Source organism: Isoptericola sp. NPDC019482 (assembly GCF_040632295.1).
Taxonomy (GTDB): Bacteria; Actinomycetota; Actinomycetes; order Actinomycetales; family Cellulomonadaceae; genus Isoptericola.
Map to the genome: position 1 here is coordinate 20342 of NZ_JBEYBQ010000021.1, position 18856 is coordinate 39197.

Here is an 18856-nt window from a genome sequence, read left to right on the forward strand (position 1 = left end):
TCGAACCTGAGCGGACGGTTGACGCCGCCCCGCACCCCACCTAGGCTATGAAACGATTCAACGCGGTCGCCCCGCCGGCCGCACCAGCACCGCGCGAGGGAGCGCGGACGAGGAGGAGACATGACGGCGACGACGCCCGTGCTCGACGCACGGCTGCGCAAGGCCCTCGGCGAGCAGACGATCGAGCTGCCCTCGTGGGCGTTCGGCAACTCGGGGACCCGGTTCAAGGTGTTCGGCACGCCCGGCACCCCCCGCGACCCGTACGAGAAGATCGCGGACGCCGCCCAGGTGCACCGCTACACGGGCATCGCGCCGCGCGTGTCGCTGCACGTCCCGTGGGACCTGGTCGACGACTTCTCCGACCTGGCCCGGCACGCCAAGGAGCACGGCGTGACCATCGGGATGATCAACTCGAACCTGTTCCAGGACGACGACTACAAGCTCGGCTCCCTCACGCACTCCGACCCGGCCGTGCGGCGCAAGGCGATCGCTCACCACGTGCAGTGCATCGACGTCATGCGCGCCACGGGGTCCAAGGAGCTGAAGGTCTGGCTGCCGGACGGCACCAACTACCCCGGCCAGGACTCGATCCGCGCCCGCCAGGACCGGCTCGCCGAGTCGCTCGCGGAGATCTACGCCGAGCTCGACGACGACCACCGCATGGTGCTCGAGTACAAGTTCTTCGAGCCGGCGTTCTACCACACGGACGTGCCGGACTGGGGCACGTCCCTGCTGCACTGCCTCGCCCTGGGCGAGAAGGCGAACGTCGTGCTCGACACGGGCCACCACGCGCCCGGCACCAACATCGAGTTCATCGTGGCGCAGCTGCTGCGCCAGGGCCGCCTCGGTGCGTTCGACTTCAACTCGCGCTTCTACGCCGACGACGACCTCATGGCCGGCGCCGCGGACCCGTTCCAGCTCTTCCGGATCATGCACGAGATCGTGCAGGCCGACGCGCTGCGCCCGGAGTCGGGGGTGAACTTCATGCTCGACCAGTGCCACAACATCGAGGAGAAGATCCCCGGCCAGATCCGCTCCGTGATGAACGTGCAGGAGGCCACGGCCAAGGCGCTGCTCGTCGACGCCGAGGCCCTCGACGCCGCGCAGCGCTCCGGCGACGTGCTCGGCGCCAACGGCGCGCTCATGGACGCCTACAACACGGACGTGCGCGGCCTCCTCGCCGACCTGCGCGTCGAGCAGGGCCTCGACCCCGAGCCCATGAAGGCGTTCGCGGCGTCCGGCTACCTGGCGCAGATCGCGGCCGAGCGCGTCGGCGGCCAGCAGGCCGGCTGGGGCGCCTGAGCATGACGACGACGGCGGCGGGCGCGACGGCGGGCATCGCGCCGCCCGTCCCGGCAGATGTCGCGGTCGCCGACCGCGTGATCGCGGGGCCGCACGGCGACCTGCGCGTGCGCGTCTACCGGCCGGCGGGCACGCCCGTCGCGGGCCTGGTGTGGGCGCACGGCGGCGCGTTCGCGCACGGCGACCTCGACATGCCCGAGGCCGACGGCGTCGCGCGCACCCTCGCCGCGGCGGGGGTCGCCGTCGTGAGCGTCGAGTACCGCCTGGTGCCCGCGCTCGACTACCGCGCCCCGGGCGCGACGCCAGGGACGGACGGCGTCCGCTTCCCGGTGCCGTCCGAGGAGGTCGCCTTCGCCTTCGCGTGGGCCGCCGGGGGCGGCGCCGCCGACCTCGGCGTCCCCGCCGGCCGATGGTCGCTGGGCGGCGCGAGCGCCGGCGGCGACCTCGCCGCGGGGGCGTCGCTGCGGCTGCGGGACGGCGCGGCGCCGGGCGGCGCCGTCGGGCCCGACGGTGTGACCCCGCGCAGCGTGGTGCTCGCGTACCCGGTGACGCACCAGGAGCTGCCCGCGCCCAGCGCCGAGCTGGCCGTCAAGATCGCGGCGCTGCCGCCGGAGAAGGACTTCCCGCCGGCGGCCGTGCGCGCGATGAACGGCAACTACCTGGGCCACGACGGCCCGGCGACGTCGCCCTACGCCTTCCCGGGCGGCCAGGACCTGCGCGGCCTGCCGCCCACGCTGATCGTCAACTCCGACCTCGACGCCCTGCGCTCGGGCGGCGAGGCCTACGCCGCGGAGCTCGCGGCCGCCGGGGTGGACGTCTTCGTGACCCGCGAGGACGGCACCACCCACGGCCACCTCAACCGGCCCGCCGAGCCAGGCTTCGCGCGCAGCCTCGCGCGGATCGCCGCCTGGCTCACCACGGACGCCCTCGTCGGCACCGCGCACGAGCGCTGACCCCCGTACCCCTCACCGCACCCACCCCCGTCCGTCGGCCGACGGACCGACCACCGGAGCACCGATGACGAAGCAGACCGTCAACCCGACCGTGGAGGCACTCGTCGCGCGGTCGAACCGCCTGGGCGCCGACCCGCGCAACACGAACTACGCCGGCGGCAACACGTCCGCCAAGGGGATCGAGAAGGACCCGGTCACCGGGCAGGACGTCGAGCTCCTGTGGGTCAAGGGCTCCGGCGGCGACCTCGGCACCCTCACCGCGAAGGGCCTCGCCGTCCTGCGGCTCGACCGCCTGCGCGCGCTCGTGGACGTCTACCCGGGCGTGGAGCGCGAGGACGAGATGGTCGCCGCGTTCGACTACTGCCTGCACGGCAAGGGCGGCGCCGCCCCCAGCATCGACACGGCCATGCACGGCCTGGTCGACGCCGCGCACGTGGACCACCTGCACCCGGACGCCGGCATCGCGATCGCGACCGCCGTCGACGGCCCGGAGCTGACGGAGAAGATCTTCGGCGGCAAGGTCGTGTGGGTGCCGTGGCGCCGCCCCGGCTTCCAGCTCGGCCTCGACATCGCCGAGATCAAGGCGGCGAACCCCGACGCGATCGGCACCGTGCTCGGCGGGCACGGCATCACGGCCTGGGGCGAGACGGCCGAGGAGTCCGAGGCGAACTCGCTGTGGATCATCGAGACGGCCGCGGCGTACATCGCCGAGCACGGCTCTCCGGAGCCCTTCGGCGCCGCCCTCGACGGCTACGGCGCCCTGCCCGACGACGACCGCCGCGCCAAGGCGGCCGCGCTCGCCCCGCACCTGCGCGCGGTCGCGTCGCACGACAAGCCGCAGGTGGGCCACTTCACGGACGCCGACGTCGTGCTCGACTTCCTGGCGAGCGCCGAGCACGCGCGCCTCGCGGAGCTGGGCACCAGCTGCCCCGACCACTTCCTGCGCACCAAGGTGAAGCCGCTGGTCGTGGACCTGCCGGCCACGGCGACGGTCGAGGAGATCGTCGAGCGGCTGCCCGAGCTGCACGAGGCGTACCGCGCCGACTACACGGCGTACTACGAGCGCGGCGCCGCCGAGGCCCGCGCACGCGGCGAGGAGCCGCCCGCCATGCGCGGCGCGGACCCGGCGATCGTGCTCGTGCCCGGCGTCGGCATGTTCTCGTACGGCGCGGACAAGCAGACGGCGCGCGTGGCGGGCGAGTTCTACGTCAACGCCATCAACGTCATGCGCGGCGCGGAGGCCCTGTCCACGTACGGCCCGATCGACGAGTCGGAGAAGTTCCGCATCGAGTACTGGGCCCTCGAGGAGGCGAAGCTCCAGCGCAAGCCGAAGCCGAAGCCGCTCGCGACCCGCATCGCGTTCGTCACCGGCGCGGCGTCGGGCATCGGCAAGGCCATCGCGACCCGCCTCGCGGCGGAGGGCGCGTGCGTCGTCGTCGCCGACCTCGACCTGGAGAAGGCGCAGGCCGCCGCCGCCGAGCTCGGCTCGACCGACGTCGCCGTCGGCCTGGCGGCGAACGTCGCCGACGAGGCCGCCGTCCAGGCCGCCCTCGCCGAGGCCGTCCTCGCCTTCGGCGGCGTGGACATCGTCGTGAACAACGCCGGCCTGTCGCTGAGCAAGTCGCTGTTCGACACCACCGAGGCGGACTGGGACCTGCAGCACGACGTCATGGCCAAGGGCTCGTTCCTCGTGGCCAAGAACGCCGCGCGCATCCTCGTGGACCAGAAGCTCGGCGGCGACATCGTCTACATCTCGTCGAAGAACTCCGTGTTCGCGGGGCCGAACAACATCGCGTACTCGGCCACCAAGGCCGACCAGGCGCACCAGGTGCGGCTGCTGGCCGCCGAGCTCGGCGAGCACGGCATCAAGGTCAACGGCATCAACCCGGACGGCGTCGTGCGCGGCTCGGGCATCTTCGCCTCGGGTTGGGGCGCCAACCGCGCCAAGACCTACGGCATCGAGGAGCAGGACCTGGGCAAGTTCTACGCCCAGCGCACGCTGCTCAAGCGCGAGGTGCTGCCCGAGCACGTCGCCAACGCCGTGTACGCGCTGTGCACCGCGGACTTCTCGCACACCACCGGCCTGCACGTGCCCGTCGACGCCGGCGTGGCGCAGGCGTTCCTCCGATGACGGCGGTCTCGGCAGCGCCCAGGTCGACGGCGGGCACCCTCGCCGCCGTCGACCTGGGCGCCACCAGCGGGCGCGTCATCCTGGGCCGGTTCGGCGGGCGCGAGGGGCTGCGGCTGCAGCACGTCGCCAGGTTCCCCAACGACCCGGTCCGTACGCCCGACGGCCTGCACTGGAACCTGCTGGAGCTGTACCGCCAGGTGCTCGACGGCCTGGCCGCGGCCGAGCGCGAGGCGCCGGGAGAGATCCTCGGCGTCGGGATCGACTCGTGGGCCGTGGACTACGGCCTGCTGCGCGGCGGCCGCCTGCTGGGCGTGCCGTACCACTACCGGGACGCGCGGACGGCGGACGGCGTGGAGCGCGTGCACGCGCGCGTCGACGCCGCAGCGCTGTACGCGCGCAACGGGCTGCAGCACCTGCCGTTCAACACGGTGTTCCAGCTCGCCACGGAGGGGCCGCTGCTCGACCTGGCCGACCGGCTGCTGCTGGTGCCCGACCTGCTCGCGCACTGGCTCACCGGCGCCGAGGTGGCGGAGCGCACCAACGCCTCGACCACCGGCCTGCTGGACGCGCGCACGGGGGAGTGGGACACGGATCTCGCCGACCTCGTCGGGATCCCGGCCGGGATCCTGCCGCCGGTCGTCGAGCCGGGGACGTCGCTCGGCACGCTGCGGCCCGACGTCGCGCAGCTCGTGGGCCGCGCCCTCGAGGTCACGGCCGTCGGCTCGCACGACACGGCGTCCGCCGTCGTCGCCGTGCCGGCCACCGACCGGGACGTCGCCTACGTCTCGTGCGGCACGTGGGGGCTGGTGGGCCTCGAGCTCGACACGCCCGTGCTGACCGAGGAGGCACGCCTCGCCGGCTTCACCAACGAGGGCGGCGTCGACGGCCGCACGCGGTTCCTGCACAACGTCATGGGGCTGTGGCTGCTGAGCGAGTCGATCCGCACGTGGGAGCGCGAGTCCACCGCGGCGCAGCGCTCCAGCACCCTGCAGGAGCTGCTCGCGGCGGCGGCGCACGTGACCTCGCCGGTGGCGATCTTCGACGTCGACGACCCGCGCTTCCTGCCGCCGGGCGACATCCCCGGGCGGATCGCCGACTGGTGCCGCGAGCACGACCAGCCGGTGCCCGCCACGCGCGGGGAGTACGTGCGCAGCATCGTCGAGAGCCTCGCCCAGGCCTTCGCGGACGCCGTGACGACGGCGGCGAAGCTCGCCGGCCGCACCGTCTCGGCGATCCACGTGGTCGGGGGCGGCGCGCAGAACACGCTGCTGTGCCAGGCGACGGCGGACCGCTCCGGGCTGCCCGTGGTCGCCGGGCCCGTCGAGGCCACCGCCATCGGCAACCTGCTGGTGCAGGCCCGCGCCCGCGGGCTGGTGGACGGCGGGCTGGAGGACCTGCGCGCGCTCGTCGCCGCGGCGTTCACGCCTGAGCGCTACGCCCCGCGGTAGGCCCCGCCGGTCATCGCGCCAGCCGGCGCGGTGACCGGCGACCGGTCCACGCTCGCGAACCGCGCCCACACGTGCTTCTCGCCGGTGTCCGTGCGGTACCAGCCGACGTCGTCGGCGATCGTCTCCGCGAGCCGCAGGCCGTGTCCGCCCTGGCCCGGCTCGCGGTCGTGCGGGACGACCGGCGGCGACTCGGGGCTGCGGTCGACCACGTCGAGGACGGCGACGTGCCCGTCGCACAGGAGGCGGGCCACCACCGGCGGGCGGGCGTGCTCGAGGGCGTTCGCCACCAGCTCGCTCGCCACGAGCACCATGCGCTGGCGGCCGGAGAGCCCGCCGAGCTCGCCGGACGGGCCGACCCGCGCGGGGGCGCAGCCGCAGGGCAGCTGGTCCTCGAGCTCCGCGCGCACGTCCGCGAGGTCGTCGACGGTGCGCACGGCCCACGTCCCGACGACGTCGAGCCGTCCGACGGGGACGGCCTCGACCGGCGTCACCGGCGCACGTCCGGAACCATGCAGCCTCCTGTGGCCACGGGGGATGGGGGCCTTCCGAGGGCCGCGGGGGCGACCTGGACCGTCGTCGACCCTACTGCCCCCGGGCCGCCCCCGCGCGCGCTACGGGACGTCGGTGACCGTCACCTCACGGAACGTCACGCTGCGCGCGCTCGCCCCGCTCCGCTTCCCGTATCCCGCGAGCATGAGCTGCGGGTTCTCGGCCTCGAGGACGAGGCTGCCGCCGACGTCGACGAACGTCGTGCCGTCGGTCGAGTACGCCGCCCGATAGGTGTCGCCGGTCCTGGTGAGCCGGAACCAGAGCTCCGTGCCGAGGTCGTCGGTGCCGGGGACCGGCCACACGCGACCCTCCTGCTGCCGGGCGCCGTCCCGCTCGAGCGAGACCTCGATGCCGCGCTTCTTCTCGTCCCACTGGACGTCGAACAGCACGAAGTTGCTGTCGTCGTCGCGGACTCCCACCACCGCCTTCTCCCAGTCCTCCGCGAGCTGTTCGGACAGGCCGAACCGCACCGTCGCCTGCCACTCGTCCGGCGCGTCGTGGACCAGGAGGTTCTTCGCGTCGTCGTTGCTCGCGTAGAGGTCGCCGTCGCCGATCGGGATGCGCACGCCGTCGGCGGTGTGCTCGAGCTTCCCGTCCGGTCGCAGGACCTGCCAGCCCGCGGCGGCGACGTCGTCGGCCGTGGCCCCCCGGAAGTCCGTGCTCTCCAGGGGGCGCACGAACCGCACCGTGGTGGTCACGGGCGTCTGGCCCGGGTAGGCGGCGCGCACGGTCGCCACGGGGGCGCCCGGCGTGGCCTGCTCCACCGACACCTCCGCGCGGCCGTCCGACAGGGCGGCGACGACGGGGAAGGGCTGGTCGGCGCCGAGCCGGACCGTGTACGCCGTCACGTCGGGGTCGAACCCGGGGACGGGCTCGCCGTCCAGCGTGAGGGCGGTGAGCTCCGGCGTGTCCGGGGCGACCGCGACGGGGAAGCTGGTGCTGCGCGTGGTGCCGTCCACCATCACCGCTGCGGTGATCGTCGCGACGCCGGTGGCCAGCCCCCGGACGGTGCCGTGCCGGTCGACGGTCGCGACCTCGGGGGCGGACGAGCGGTAGCGCACCCGGACGTCGTCGAGGTCGTAGAACGACTGATCGTTCGCCACGGCGCTGACCCCGGCCTCGACGGGCTCAGGGTCGTCGAGGTCGATCACGCTGCCGGACGGGACGGCGGTCACCTGCTGCAGGGTCCTGGCCCGCTGGCCGGAGACCGTGAACCGCGCCGTGGCGGAAGGGTCGGCCGCGCTCTGGCCCGCGGTCAGCGTCCAGCGGCCGCGGTCCACCGTCTCCCGGTCGTCGTCCCACGACCACAGCTCGGCCGGGGCGACCGGGAACCGCACCGTGCGGGACTCGCCCGCCCCGAGCGAGACCTTCTCGAAGCCCGCGAGGCGCTGCTGCGGGCGGGTCACCCCGTCCGCGCGCGGCGCGGTCGCGTAGAGCTGCACGACCGTGGACCCCGCGCGGTCGCCGGTGTTGCGCACCGTGGCCCGCGCCTCGATGGTTCCGTCCGCCGCCACCTGCGGCCGGGAGACCGTCAGGCCGGTGACCTCGAGGTCCGTGTACGACAGGCCGTGTCCGAACGGGTAGGCGACGTCCCCGGTGAAGTACTGGTAGGTGCGCCCGTGCGAGCCGTCGGCCGGGGCCACGGCGTAGTCCTTGATGTCCGGCAGCTGGTCCGCGGAGGCGTACCAGGTGAACGGCAGCCGGCCGGACGGCTCGACGCCGTCCACCGACCACAGCACCCGGGCCAGCGCGCTGCCCTGGTTCTGCCCGTTGTACGTGGACCACAGGATCGCGGGCACGACGTCGGCGAACGGCGTCAGGTCCACCTGCGCCACCGACTGCACCGAGACGACCGTGCGCGGGTTCGCCTCGCCGACCTGGCGCGCCAGGTCGGCCTGGCCGCGCGGCAGGTCGAGCGTCGTGCGGTCCTGGCCCTCGGCGGAGTCGTCCTCGCGCGTGCCCACGACGACGACGACGGCGTCCGCGGCGGCGACCGCGGCCAGCTCGGCGTCGTCGAGCGTGCCGTCCGCGCCGACGTAGGTGACGTCGTCCGCGTCCCCGCCGAGCTCGGCGACCGTGCGGCGGATCTCGAGCAGCGGTGTGTTGTCCGGCTCGGTCGAGGTGGGGGAGTAGTCGCCGAGGATCTGCTCGTCGGCGAGGTCCCCGACGACGACCACGTCGTCGAGGTCCGCGGGCGCGCCCGACAGCGGGAGGGCGGCCGGTCCGTCGCCGACCGGCTCGTTCCGCAGCAGCACGGTCGCCTCCTCGCTCATCCGCTGGGCGAGGTCGTCGTGGAGGCCGGAGGAGATCTGGTTCTCGACCGTGTACTCCTCCGTGTCCCACGGGTCGTGCGCGTCGAACTCGCCGGTGCGCATCCGGGTCGTGAACAGGCGGGTGAGCGCCAGGTCGAGGTCGCCCTCGGAGATCAGGCCCTGCTCCAGCGCCTCCGGCAGGTGGGCGGTGAAGAAGCCGCCCTTGCAGTCGATGTCGGTGCCGGCCCGCAGCGTGAACGCCGCCGCCTCCGCCGCCGTCACCGGATGGTCGCTGCCCTCCGGCTGCCAGCGGTGCTTGGCGAAGACGTCGTCCACGGCGCCGCAGTCCGACGTCACGAAGCCGTCGAAGCCCCAGGTGCGGCGCAGGACGTCGGTCACGAGCCGCTCGTTGGCCGGCATGGGGACGCCGTTGACGGCGTTGTACGCCGTCATCAGCGAGCCGACCCCGTGGTTCTCGACCGTCTCCTGGAACGCCGGCAGGTAGTACTCGCGCAGCGTCTTCTCGTCGACGTCGGCCGAGTCGGAGTGCCGGTCGTTCTCGTGGTTGTTCGCGGCGAAGTGCTTCACCGTCGCCACGGTCTTGAGGTACGTGTCGTCGTCGCCCTGCATGCCGTCGACGAACTCGCCCGCGAGCTGACCCGTGAGGAACGGGTCCTCGCCGTAGTTCTCCTCGGCGCGTCCCCAGCGTGGGTCGCGCGCCATGTTGATGGTCGGCGACCAGTAGGTGAGGCCGAGGTTCCGTGACGGGTCGTTCCACAGGGCGCGGGCCTCGCTGCTGACCGCGTCGGCCATGTCGCGCACGAGGTCGCGGTCCCAGGTGGCGCCGATGCCGAGGCCCGTGGGGAACGTCGTGGCCTCGCCGACCCGTGCGACGCCGTGCAGCGCCTCGTTCCAGTACCGGTATCCCTCGACGCCGAGCCGCGGGATCGCGGCCTGGGCGGGCTCGCTGGTCGTGGCGCGGAACTGCTGCAGCTTCTCGTCGAGCGTCATCCGGGACACGAGGTCCGCGGCGCGCTCCTCGAACGAGTAGCGGCCCGAGTCGTCGAGGTAGGGCGTCTGCCCGTCGGTCGGAACGGAGTCCGCGGGCGGCGGCGCCCCGGTCGGGTCGGGCTGGTCGGCCTGGACGGCGGGGGCCACGCCGGCGCCGACCGTGACGGCGGCGGCGACGAGCCACGCGGTCGCGACCGTGCGGCGTCGGGTGGTGAGGGGGTGTCGCTGGAGGGGGAGTCGCATGGTGCACCTCTCTGTGCTGGTGGTGGCGCTGAGGGTGGTGCCGCAGGGGCCGCGGGCCGGGCCGCCGGGCGCCGAGGATGTCCCGACGGCCCGACCCGCGGTGGGGCGGTCAGGTCAGCGCCACGGCGCCCATCCGTCGTCGCCGGACAGGTACGCCTCGCGGGTGTGCGCGGCGGCCTCGTCGTCGGTCAGCTGCGGGCGACCGTCGACGGCCTCGCCGGCGGGCGCGGCGCCCGGGCCGGCGTTGCGGTACTCGCGCATGAAGTCGTCGCGCCACGACCAGCCGCTCATGTCCGACCAGGCCGGGGTGCCGACGTGCGCGCCCAGCCACGAGTCGCGCACGACGACGGACGGGTCGACGAGCGGGTTGCTGCTCGGGTGCCACGGGCGGCCGAGGAACACGGTGCCCGCCGCGGCGTCCGACGTGAACCGGGTGCCGGTGAACAGGAAGCCCTTGCCGCCGGGGACGGTCGCCGGGGCGGACACGTAGCCGTTGTTCGTCGCGGAGCCGCGGTCGAGCGAGTGGATCTCCGAGCCCTCGACGACGAGGGTGCCGCCGCCGTAGACGAAGTCGACGTCGCCCTCGATGTAGGAGCCCGTGACGTACGTGCGGGCCGCGGTGGCGCCGGAGCCCGGGTCGGCCAGGTACGTGTCCTGGTTGCCCAGCAGCCGCACGCCGTCGAGCACCGTGCGGTCGCCCGACGTCCGCAGCGCGAGCGCCTGGCTGCCGCCGTTCGCGGCCTCGTCGTACGCGTTCTCGACCGTGAGGTCGCGCAGCGTGACGTCGTCGGCCAGCACGGACAGCACCGGCGAGCCGGTGTGCCCGAACGTGCCGCCGTAGAACTTGGCCTGGCCGGCGGCGAGGTCGTACGAGATCACCACGTCCTCCGGGTCGCCGGAGGCGCCGCGGATCGTGATCCCGTCGGCGCCGGGCCACACCCGCACGACCTCGCGGTAGACGCCCGGCTCGACGACGACGTCCACCGGGTGCGGGGACCGCGACGCCGCGCCCACGGCGGCGCCGACCGACGCGTAGTCGCCGGTGCCGTCGAGCGCCACGGTGACCGTGCGGCGGACCTTCTCCTGCGCGCCGAGCGTGCCGGCGCCGTCGGTGACGATCCGCACGACGTCGTCCACGTCGTCCGGCGCGTACGCGTACCGGGCGGCGGGGTCGAACGTCGGGCCGGTGTCGTCCTTGCGCCCGCGGATCGTGGTGAAGCGGTTGTCGCGCGAGTCGACCTTCGACGCCGGGTCCTTGGCGACGATCGCGTCCTCGCCGTTGGAGTACACGCTGGACTCGACGACGAGCTGCGACGCGCCGCGCGACATCGTGCCGTACTGCGCCTGCCCGTCGAACCAGTTGTTGTACAGGTGGCCGGCGGCGACGTTGTCGATGCTCGCGTTGCGCTGGTAGGTGTTCGAGAACCGGTTGTGGTGCATCGTGATCTCGGTGACCACGTTGTCGGTCCAGCCCACGCCCACCGTCTTGTTGTGGTCGTGCAGGTAGTTCCACGACAGCGTGACCGCCGTGGAGTCCTTGCGGACGTCGATCAGGCCGTCGCCGAGCCGCGTGAGCTCGTTGTGGTCGATCCACACGTGGCTGGACGTGTCGACGCGGATGCCGTCGTTGTCGTTGTCGGCGCTCTTGCCGTCCCAGTCGCCCGGCACGTACGAGTCGCGGAAGCGCAGGTTGCGCACGACGACGTTCTCGACGTGGTCGAGCCGCAGCCCGACGCCGACCAGCTCGGCGCCGGACGCGAACCCGACGATCGTCTTGTCGCTCGCCACGTCGATCATCGAGCCGAACTCGGCCGGCTCGATGGTGCCCTTGACGTAGATGGTCAGGGGCTCTTCCGACGCGGCGGCCTCGGCGAGCGCGGCCGCGTCGCGGACGGTGACGACGTCGCCGCCCGCGCCGCCCGTGGTGCCGTGCGGGAGGTCGTCGGTGGGCGTGGAGGCGAAGCCGGTCGCGACGGGCGACCAGACGGGGCCGTCCGCCGTCGTGGTCGTCGGCGCGCCGATGCGCTCCAGGACGGCGGCGCCGGCCGCGGCCGGGTCGACGTCGGACGGCGCCGCCTGCGCGGCGGGGGCGAGCAGGGTCAGGGCCAGCACCGGGGCGCCGAGCAGCGCCGCGGTGCGGGTGGTCGTGAGTCTCATGTTTCCTCCTTGATCAGGGGGTGTCAGGAGTGGCGGGGGTCGTCGGTCGAGAGACCGCCGCCCACCAGGGGGACGTCGTCGAGCACGGTGCCGCCGGCGGCGTCGCGCAGGGCGAGGGTCTCCCTCGGCCCGTTCGCCTCGGCGTCGTAGGCGTTCTCGAGCGTGAGGTCGCGCAGGGTGACGCCGTCGGCGAGGACGGTCGCGGTGGCCCAGTCGCTGGCGGGCTTGTCGTAGGTCACGACGACGTCGGCGGGGTCGCCCGTCGCGCCGCGGATCGTGAGGCCCTCGGCACCGGGCCAGACGGAGAGCACCTCGCGGTACGTGCCCGGCCCGACGACGATCTCCACGGGCCGGTCGGACCGCGACGCCGCGCCCACGGCGGCCTGGATCGACAGGTAGTCGCCGGTGCCGTCCTGCGCGACCGTGACCCGCCGGCCGAGGCGGTCGTCGTGCGTGGAGCGCGTGCCGGCGTACCGGGTCAGCAGCGGCACGACGTCCTCGACGGGGTCGGCCTCGTAGGCGTAGAGGTCGGAGGCCTCGAACGTGGGCCCGGTCTCGGCCGGCTCCTCGCCCCAGTTCCCGCGGAACAGGTTGTCGCGCTGGTGCAGGCGGGCGGCGTCGCCGCTGAGGATGAGCGGGTTGCGGGCGTTCTCGTAGACGCTCGACTCCACCAGCAGCTGCGACCCGCCGCGCGACGTCGTGCCGTACGAGCTCACCCCGGACAGCCAGTTGTTGTACAGGTGGCCGAGCGCCACGTTGTCGATGCTGCCGTTGCGCTGGTGCACGTTCGAGAACCGGTTGTGGTGCAGCGTCAGCGTGGTCACCACGTTGTCCGTCCATCCCACGCCGAGCGTCTTGTTGTGGTCGTGGAAGTAGTTCCACGACGCCGTCACGGCGGTGGAGTCCTTGCGGATGTCGAGCTGCCCGTCGCCGAGGCGGGCGAACTCGTTGTGGTCCACCCACACGTGGTCGGACGTGTCGATGCGGATGCCGTCGTTGTCGTTGTCCGCGCTCTTGCCGTCCCAGTCGGCCGCGACGTACGAGTCGCGGAACGTGAGGTTGCGGATGATGACGTTCTCGACCTCGAGCAGCCGCAGCCCGCCGCCGACGAGCTCGCCGCCCGACGCCGCGCCGACGATGGTCTTGTCGCTCGCGACGTCGATCATCGAGCCGAAGGGCTCCACGTCGAGGGTGCCCCGCACCAGGATCGTCAGCGGCTCGTCGGCCGCGGCCGCCTCGGCCAGCGCCGCGGCGTCGCGCACGGTGACGGTGTCGCCGCCAGCGCCGCCGGTGGTGCCGTCGGGCAGCTCGTCCGTCGGCACGGACGCGAACCCGGTCGCGGTGGGCGACCACACGGGGCCGTCCGCGGACGATGTGGGTGGGGCACCGATGCGGTGCAGCAGCGCTCGGCCGGTGGCCTCGGCGTCCGTGCCCGACGACGCGTGCGCCACCGGGGCGAGCAGCGTCAGGCCGAGGACCGGGGCGGCGAGGGCCGCCACGGCGCGGCGGACGCGCGGGCCCGGCCGGGGGGAGGGGGTGTGGTGCGGAGTGGGTCGATGGTCCGCCGTGAAGGGCATCGTCGCGCCTCTCGTGAGACTCGGGCCGGGTGGCCCTCGGGTCGGGACGAGCGGGGCGGCGGCCGGGTGCCCGTCGCCGACGGCGGGTGCCCGGTGGTGCCTGTCGTTGCTGGTCGTGCTGCTCGTGGTGCGGCCGACGTCGGTGTCGGTCTTCCCGTGCCCGTCGCGCTCTGCGACCGGAAACGCCTCAGAAACCGGTTTCTCAGAACGTAGCCGATGACCGGCGCCCACGTCAATAGTTCAGCCGCCGATATCAATCGACGGTGGCGGAGGCCGGAGCTATCTGGCCGCGATGCCGAGCCGGTCCCGCCAGCGCTCCCACGGCGGTGCGACCGCCCAGTTCAGCCGCAGCGTGCGCACGGCCCGCACCAGGCGACGGCGGCGGGCGTACCGCAGCGACCGGGCGGACACGCCGACCCGGAGCCGGCGGTCCCGCACGATCCGGCGACGGGGTCCGAGCGCGAACGCGAGGTCCAGGTCGTCGTGGATCTCCGGGTCGACCCGCTCGACCTGGTCGCGCACCGCCCACCAGGTGCTGCGGCGGAACGCCATGCAGGAGCCCCACAGCGCCGTGTGGCCGAGCGCCATCCCGGTGCTGGCGTAGTACACGCCGAGGTACAGCGCGCACGCCCAGCGACCGCCACGCAGGTCGGTGAACGTCCCCGTCCCCGTCACGGCCTCGGCGGCGGGGTCGTCGGCCAGGCGCTGGGCGACGGCGCGCACCCAGCCGGGCGCAGGCTGCGAGTCGGCGTCGAGGCGCGCCACGACCTCGCCCCGGGCCGCGTCGTACCCGGCCGCCGCGGCGGCCGGGATGCCCACCCGCGGCTCGTGGACCACGACCGCCCCCGCGCGCCGGGCGACGTCGGCGGTGTCGTCCGTCGAGGCGTTGTCCACCACGACGACCTCGAGCGGGGCGAGGGTCTGCGCCGCGAGCAGCGCGAGGCACCGTTCGAGCGCGGCGGCGTCGTCGCGGGCGGGGACGACGACCGAGACCGTGGGGAGCGGCCGCCCCGAGAGCCGGGCACCCGGAGCTCCCGTCACTGGAGCCCCCGCGCCGGTGTCCGGGCGGTGGCCCGGGCGACGAGCCATGCCGCCGCGACACTGCCCACGAGCGCCGCCGCGAGGTCGCCGACGGTGTCCGGGTACGTCACGTGGATGCTGTCGTCGACGAACCGGTGCCCCACCGCCTCGAGCAGCTCCCAGACGACGGCGAGCAGCGCGCCGAGCCCGACGGTCGTCAGGGCGGCCGTCGCCCGGGGACGGACAGGGGATGCCGTGACGCCGTCCCGCGTCAGCACCTGGTGGGCCAGGGCGGCGAGCGCACCGGTCGCGACGGCGTGCACGAGCAGGTCCAGCCCCGCGACCCGCTCGTAGAGCCCGGCCACGGCGCACCACGCGGCGGCCAGCATCACGGTCCCGCACGTGATGTCGAGCCACGCGGCGGCGCCGGACGCGCGGGGCACCATCGAGCCGCCCAGGACGAGGGCGAACAGCGCGACCGCGACCCCGTCCGACGTCGCCGCGGCGGCCAGCATGCTCACCAGGGCCACGGCGCGGACGACGTCGCCCAGCACGATGCCCCACGTCGGCCGCCCCGGCGCGGGGCTCCAAGCCGTCCTGGTGCGCGTGGTCCACGGTGCCGGCGTCACGCGGCCACCCTAGGCAGCGGTGGCGGAAGCCCACCCGCCGGGGCGGGAGGGCCTCGGCCGCCGGCCTCTCAGGACTGCTGCGCGGCGCCCACCCGCCCGACGGCGAGGTCTGCGACGTCGCCGGCGCCCGCGATGTCGAGGCGCCGGTCGACGACGGCGGCCACGACGTCGACCTCGAGCGACGACCCGGACGGCACCGTGCGCACCGCGTCCCAGGCGATCGCCGGACCCAGCCCCACGTAGTCGCCCACGCGGGCGAACCACGCGTCGGGCTCCCCGGAGGGCTGGGCGAGCACGAGCGTGGTCCACGCGGCTCCGCTGCGGCGCACGACCGCCACCCACCGGGTGCGCGAGCCGTGCACGTCCCCGCCCCGGTCAGGGCTCAGGGCGTAGGCCTCGTCGCCCGACGGGAGCCGCCAGAACCAGCCGCCGTACCCGGCCCCGGGGCGGCCGTTGGTCGCCGGGCTGCCGATCTCCACGTCGGCGTCGCCCGCGTGCAGGGTGCCGTGCCAGCCGAGCGCCCACGCGTCGACCTCGGGCAGCACGACGGCGGTGAGGCGTCGCTCCTCCGTCAGCTGCACGCCGCCGCGCTCGTCCAGCCACCGCAGCTGCTGGGTCAGGGTGGCGCCGTCGTCCGAGACCTCCGTCCGCCCGGCCTCCTGGCGGCCGTGGTTCGCGAGCAGCGTCGGCCCCTGGTCGCGCACGTACGTCCGCCCGCCCCAGTAGCTGGTGCCGTCCACGTCGGCGACCGCCATCGAGACGCCGTAGTGATGGCGGTGGTCCAGCGGGCTCTTGGTCGTCATGGCCACGCCCTGCGCCGAGTGCACCGGGTGCAGGAACGGGCGCGGGCTGTGCACCCCGGGCATGTCCTCGCCCCGCGAGTAGCGGCCCAGGGGGCGGTCGTCGCCGACGCCGAGCACCCAGTCGTCGTCGACCGGCCGCCACCGGGCCCGGACCGTGTCGTCGCGCGCGTGCGCGCGCCCCGCGAGGTCCGCCGACGTCACGCCGAGCCGGCGCGCGGGCGGCACCGGCCCGGTGCTGCCCCGCACCACCAGCCCCGGGGTCACGTGCACGGCGATGCCCTCCGCGCCGAGCCGCGTGCGCTCGGTGCCGAGCACGCGGGCGTGCAGCAGCTCCCAGGCGCGGCGCCCGAGGTCGGCCTGCGGCACGGCGGCCGTCGTCAACGACGGCGTCGCGTAGCGGGCGAGCTCGATGTCGTCGAAGCCACCGATCGAGATGTCGCCCGGCACGGCCACGCCGGCCTCGTTGAGGCGCGCGAGCAGGCCGAACGCGACCAGGTCGTTGAACGCGACGACGCCCGTCGCGCCCGTGGCCAGCACGGCGTCCGCCGCGCGGTACCCGGCGTCGACGGTCGGGCCGCAGGGCACCGTCGTGACCCGCAGGCCCGGATGGCGCTCGCGGGCGTCGTCGAGGGCGCGGGCGCGCAGCCCGTTCGAGGCGCTCGACCGCGGACCCGCGACGTAGGCCAGCTCGCGGTGCCCGAGCGCGACGAGGTGGTCGACCATGCTGCGCACGCCCGCCGCGTAGTCGACGCGGACCGTCGGCACGGTCAGGCCCGGCACGAGCCGGTTGACCACGACGACCGGCTCCAGCCGCGGCAGGAGCTCCAGCAGCTCGTCCTCGGACGTCCGCGGCGCGGCGAGGACCAGCGCGTCGCAGCGCTGGCGCGCCTCGAGCGCGACCTCGGCCTCGTCGGCCGTGTTCTCGGCCGTGTCGGCGACCAGGACGCGGTAGTCGTGCGGCGCGGCCGCCGCCATCGTGCCGCGCAGGATCTGCTGGAACATCGGGTTCGCCAGGTCGGGCACGACCAGCGCCACGGAGTTGGTGCGGCCCAGCGACAGGCTGCGCGCCACCCGGCTGGGCTGGTAGCGCAGGTCCCGGGCGGCGACCCGCACCCGCTCGGCGATGTCCCGCGCGACGCTGGCCCGGCCGTTCATCACGCGCGAGACGGTCGCCCGCGACACCCCCGCGGCGGCCGCCACCTCGTCGATCGTCGGCCCGCCCGAGCGGGCCATCAGGCGTCCTTCCCGGCCACGGTGACGCGCACCGGGCCGAACGTGCCGCCGTCGTCCGGACGCAGGTCCGCCCCGAGCGGCGAGCTCGCGAACAGGCCGACCTCCGCGCCGATCCAGTGGCCGACGACCGCCTGCCACGGCGGGGCCGTCTCGTGCCACTCCGCGTCGTCGTCGCCCGGCAGGGCCGCGTCGCGCCAAGCCCAGGTGACGCGGCCCTCGGCGTCGATCGCGGTGCGCAGCACGACGCCCGTCGCGCCCGCGGGCACCGGCTCCTGCGCGAGGATCTCCTCGTCGCCGTGGGTGCCGCCGCGGCGCACCGTCAGCTCCACGCCGCCGGGGGTGCGGACCAGACCCGCCCAGGCGTACTCGCGCCCGAGGACGACGACGCCCGCGCGGGTGCCGGGCGCGTCGCCGGTGAGCCCGACCCTCGTCTCCCAGGTGCTCGGCTGCCCGGGCAGCTGCTGGCTCAGGACAGCGCCCTGGTCGCGCAGGTTGCCACGCGGCGAGGGCTGCGCGGGCAGGCGCAGCGAGCCGCCGCCGTCGGCCACGGCCCAGCCCTCGGCGGGGTTCGCCTGCCAGTGCCAGCGCGGCGCCAGGCCGGGGGCGGAGAAGTCGTCGCTGCGCACCGGCTCGCCCGGCTCGGCGCCGGCCACCGGCGTCGGGTGCGTGAGCACCGGCGAGCCCTCCTCGCCCATGACGGGCCAGCCGTCGTCGTCCCATCGCATCGGCTGCAGGTGCACGACGCGCCCGAACACGCCGCGGTCCTGGAAGTGCAGGAACCAGTCGTCGCCGTCGGGGGTGTCCACCCAGGCGCCCTGGTGCGGGCCGTTGACCGGGGTGTCGCCCTGCGCGAGCACCACGCGGTGCTCGTACGGCCCCCACACCGACCGGGAGCGGAACGCCGTCTGCCAGCCGGTGGCGACGCCGCCCGCGGGGGCGAAGATCCAGTACCAGCCGTCGCGCTGGTACAGCTTGGGGCCCTCGAGCGTGCGGAAGCCGGGCAGCTCGTCACCGTCGACCACGGTGCGCGCGGGCCCGACGACGTGGCGCAGGCCCGGGTCCACCTCGACCACCGTGAGCCGGTTCTTCACCCCGGCCCGGCTCTTGGCCCAGCCGTGCACGAGGTACGCGCGGCCGTCGGCGTCCCACAGGGGGCACGGGTCGATGAGGCCCTGGCCCGGGATCAGGCACCAGGGCTCCGACCACGGGCCGCGGGGGTCGGCGGCCGTGAGGACGAAGATCCCGTGGTCCGGGTCGGGGTAGACGATCCAGAACAGGCCGTCGTGGTGCCGGAGGCTGGGCGCCCACACCCCGGAGCCGTGCCGGGGGAGCGCGTAGTGCCCGGCCTGCGGCAGCGCGGGCAGCGCGTGGCCGACGTGCTCCCAGGACACGAGGTCGCGCGAGTGCAGCACGGGCAGCCCGGGGGCACGGTTGAAGCTGGACGCGATCAGCCAGTAGTCGTCCCCGACGCGCACCGCGTCGGGGTCCGGCCAGTCCGCGTCGAGGACCGGGTTGCTGTAGTAGGTCATGGTCGCCTTCCGTCACGTC

Annotated in this window: 12 protein-coding genes; 4 read left to right on the top strand and 8 right to left on the bottom strand. The window is 74.7% G+C overall.

Annotated elements, in window-relative coordinates; all coding sequences use genetic code 11:
* Positions 1-120: 120 nt before the first annotated feature.
* The 4 genes from rhaI to ABZ493_RS14270 all read left to right on the top strand — a co-directional run bounded on the left by rhaI (position 121) and on the right by ABZ493_RS14270 (position 5834).
* Entirely contained in the window at positions 121-1302 is a 1182-nt protein-coding gene (rhaI, locus tag ABZ493_RS14255) for an L-rhamnose isomerase (protein WP_430582796.1), read from the top strand.
* Positions 1303-1304: 2 nt separating this feature from the next.
* Positions 1305-2255: an alpha/beta hydrolase gene (locus tag ABZ493_RS14260; protein WP_430582797.1), complete on the top strand. Its 951-nt coding sequence runs from the start codon at positions 1305-1307 to the stop codon at positions 2253-2255.
* A 64-nt stretch (positions 2256-2319) separates the two neighbouring features.
* Complete coding sequence (locus ABZ493_RS14265) at positions 2320-4386, top strand: bifunctional aldolase/short-chain dehydrogenase (RefSeq protein ID WP_430582798.1); 2067 nt, start codon at positions 2320-2322, stop codon at positions 4384-4386.
* Positions 4383-5834 carry a rhamnulokinase family protein gene (locus ABZ493_RS14270; RefSeq protein ID WP_430582799.1) on the top strand — a complete coding sequence of 484 codons (1452 nt, stop codon included), beginning with the start codon at positions 4383-4385 and terminating at the stop codon, positions 5832-5834. Before ABZ493_RS14265 ends, ABZ493_RS14270 begins: the two co-directional genes overlap by 4 nt.
* Here the strand turns inward: ABZ493_RS14270 and ABZ493_RS14275 are convergent.
* The 8 genes from ABZ493_RS14275 to ABZ493_RS14310 all read right to left on the bottom strand — a co-directional run bounded on the left by ABZ493_RS14275 (position 5819) and on the right by ABZ493_RS14310 (position 18837).
* Entirely contained in the window at positions 5819-6325 is a 507-nt protein-coding gene (locus tag ABZ493_RS14275; RefSeq protein WP_430582800.1) for an ATP-binding protein, read from the bottom strand. The genes ABZ493_RS14270 and ABZ493_RS14275 overlap by 16 nt on opposite strands.
* A gap of 120 nt (positions 6326-6445) precedes the next feature.
* Positions 6446-9889, bottom strand: coding sequence for a glycoside hydrolase family 3 N-terminal domain-containing protein (locus ABZ493_RS14280; protein ID WP_430582801.1), 3444 nt, complete (start codon positions 9887-9889; stop codon positions 6446-6448).
* 114 nt (positions 9890-10003) lie between these two features.
* Positions 10004-12046, bottom strand: coding sequence for a pectinesterase family protein (locus tag ABZ493_RS14285; protein ID WP_430582802.1), 2043 nt, complete (start codon positions 12044-12046; stop codon positions 10004-10006).
* Between the two features lie 23 nt (positions 12047-12069).
* Complete coding sequence (locus ABZ493_RS14290; protein WP_430582803.1) at positions 12070-13623, bottom strand: pectinesterase family protein; 1554 nt, start codon at positions 13621-13623, stop codon at positions 12070-12072.
* Positions 13624-13902: 279 nt separating this feature from the next.
* Entirely contained in the window at positions 13903-14664 is a 762-nt protein-coding gene (locus ABZ493_RS14295) for a glycosyltransferase (RefSeq protein ID WP_430582804.1), read from the bottom strand.
* On the bottom strand, positions 14661-15272 hold the full coding sequence (locus ABZ493_RS14300) for a hypothetical protein (RefSeq protein ID WP_430582805.1): 612 nt from the start codon (positions 15270-15272) through the stop codon (positions 14661-14663). Before ABZ493_RS14300 ends, ABZ493_RS14295 begins: the two co-directional genes overlap by 4 nt.
* Positions 15273-15340: 68 nt before the next feature.
* Positions 15341-17308, bottom strand: coding sequence for a DUF6807 family protein (locus tag ABZ493_RS14305; RefSeq protein WP_430582806.1), 1968 nt, complete (start codon positions 17306-17308; stop codon positions 15341-15343).
* A complete protein-coding gene (locus ABZ493_RS14310) occupies positions 17308-18837 on the bottom strand; it encodes a glycoside hydrolase 43 family protein (protein ID WP_430582807.1) in 1530 nt (509 codons plus the stop codon). Before ABZ493_RS14310 ends, ABZ493_RS14305 begins: the two co-directional genes overlap by 1 nt.
* Positions 18838-18856: the final 19 nt, after the last annotated feature.

Coding starts and splice junctions, on each gene's coding strand:
- ABZ493_RS14260 (WP_430582797.1), top strand. CDS start 1,305: ATGACGACGACGGCGGCGGGCGCGACGGCGGGCATCGCGCCGCCCGTC.
- ABZ493_RS14265 (WP_430582798.1), top strand. CDS start 2,320: ATGACGAAGCAGACCGTCAACCCGACCGTGGAGGCACTCGTCGCGCGG.
- ABZ493_RS14305 (WP_430582806.1), bottom strand. CDS start 17,308: ATGGCCCGCTCGGGCGGGCCGACGATCGACGAGGTGGCGGCCGCCGCG.
- rhaI (WP_430582796.1), top strand. CDS start 121: ATGACGGCGACGACGCCCGTGCTCGACGCACGGCTGCGCAAGGCCCTC.
- ABZ493_RS14290 (WP_430582803.1), bottom strand. CDS start 13,623: ATGCCCTTCACGGCGGACCATCGACCCACTCCGCACCACACCCCCTCC.
- ABZ493_RS14280 (WP_430582801.1), bottom strand. CDS start 9,889: ATGCGACTCCCCCTCCAGCGACACCCCCTCACCACCCGACGCCGCACG.
- ABZ493_RS14270 (WP_430582799.1), top strand. CDS start 4,383: ATGACGGCGGTCTCGGCAGCGCCCAGGTCGACGGCGGGCACCCTCGCC.
- ABZ493_RS14285 (WP_430582802.1), bottom strand. CDS start 12,046: ATGAGACTCACGACCACCCGCACCGCGGCGCTGCTCGGCGCCCCGGTG.
- ABZ493_RS14310 (WP_430582807.1), bottom strand. CDS start 18,837: ATGACCTACTACAGCAACCCGGTCCTCGACGCGGACTGGCCGGACCCC.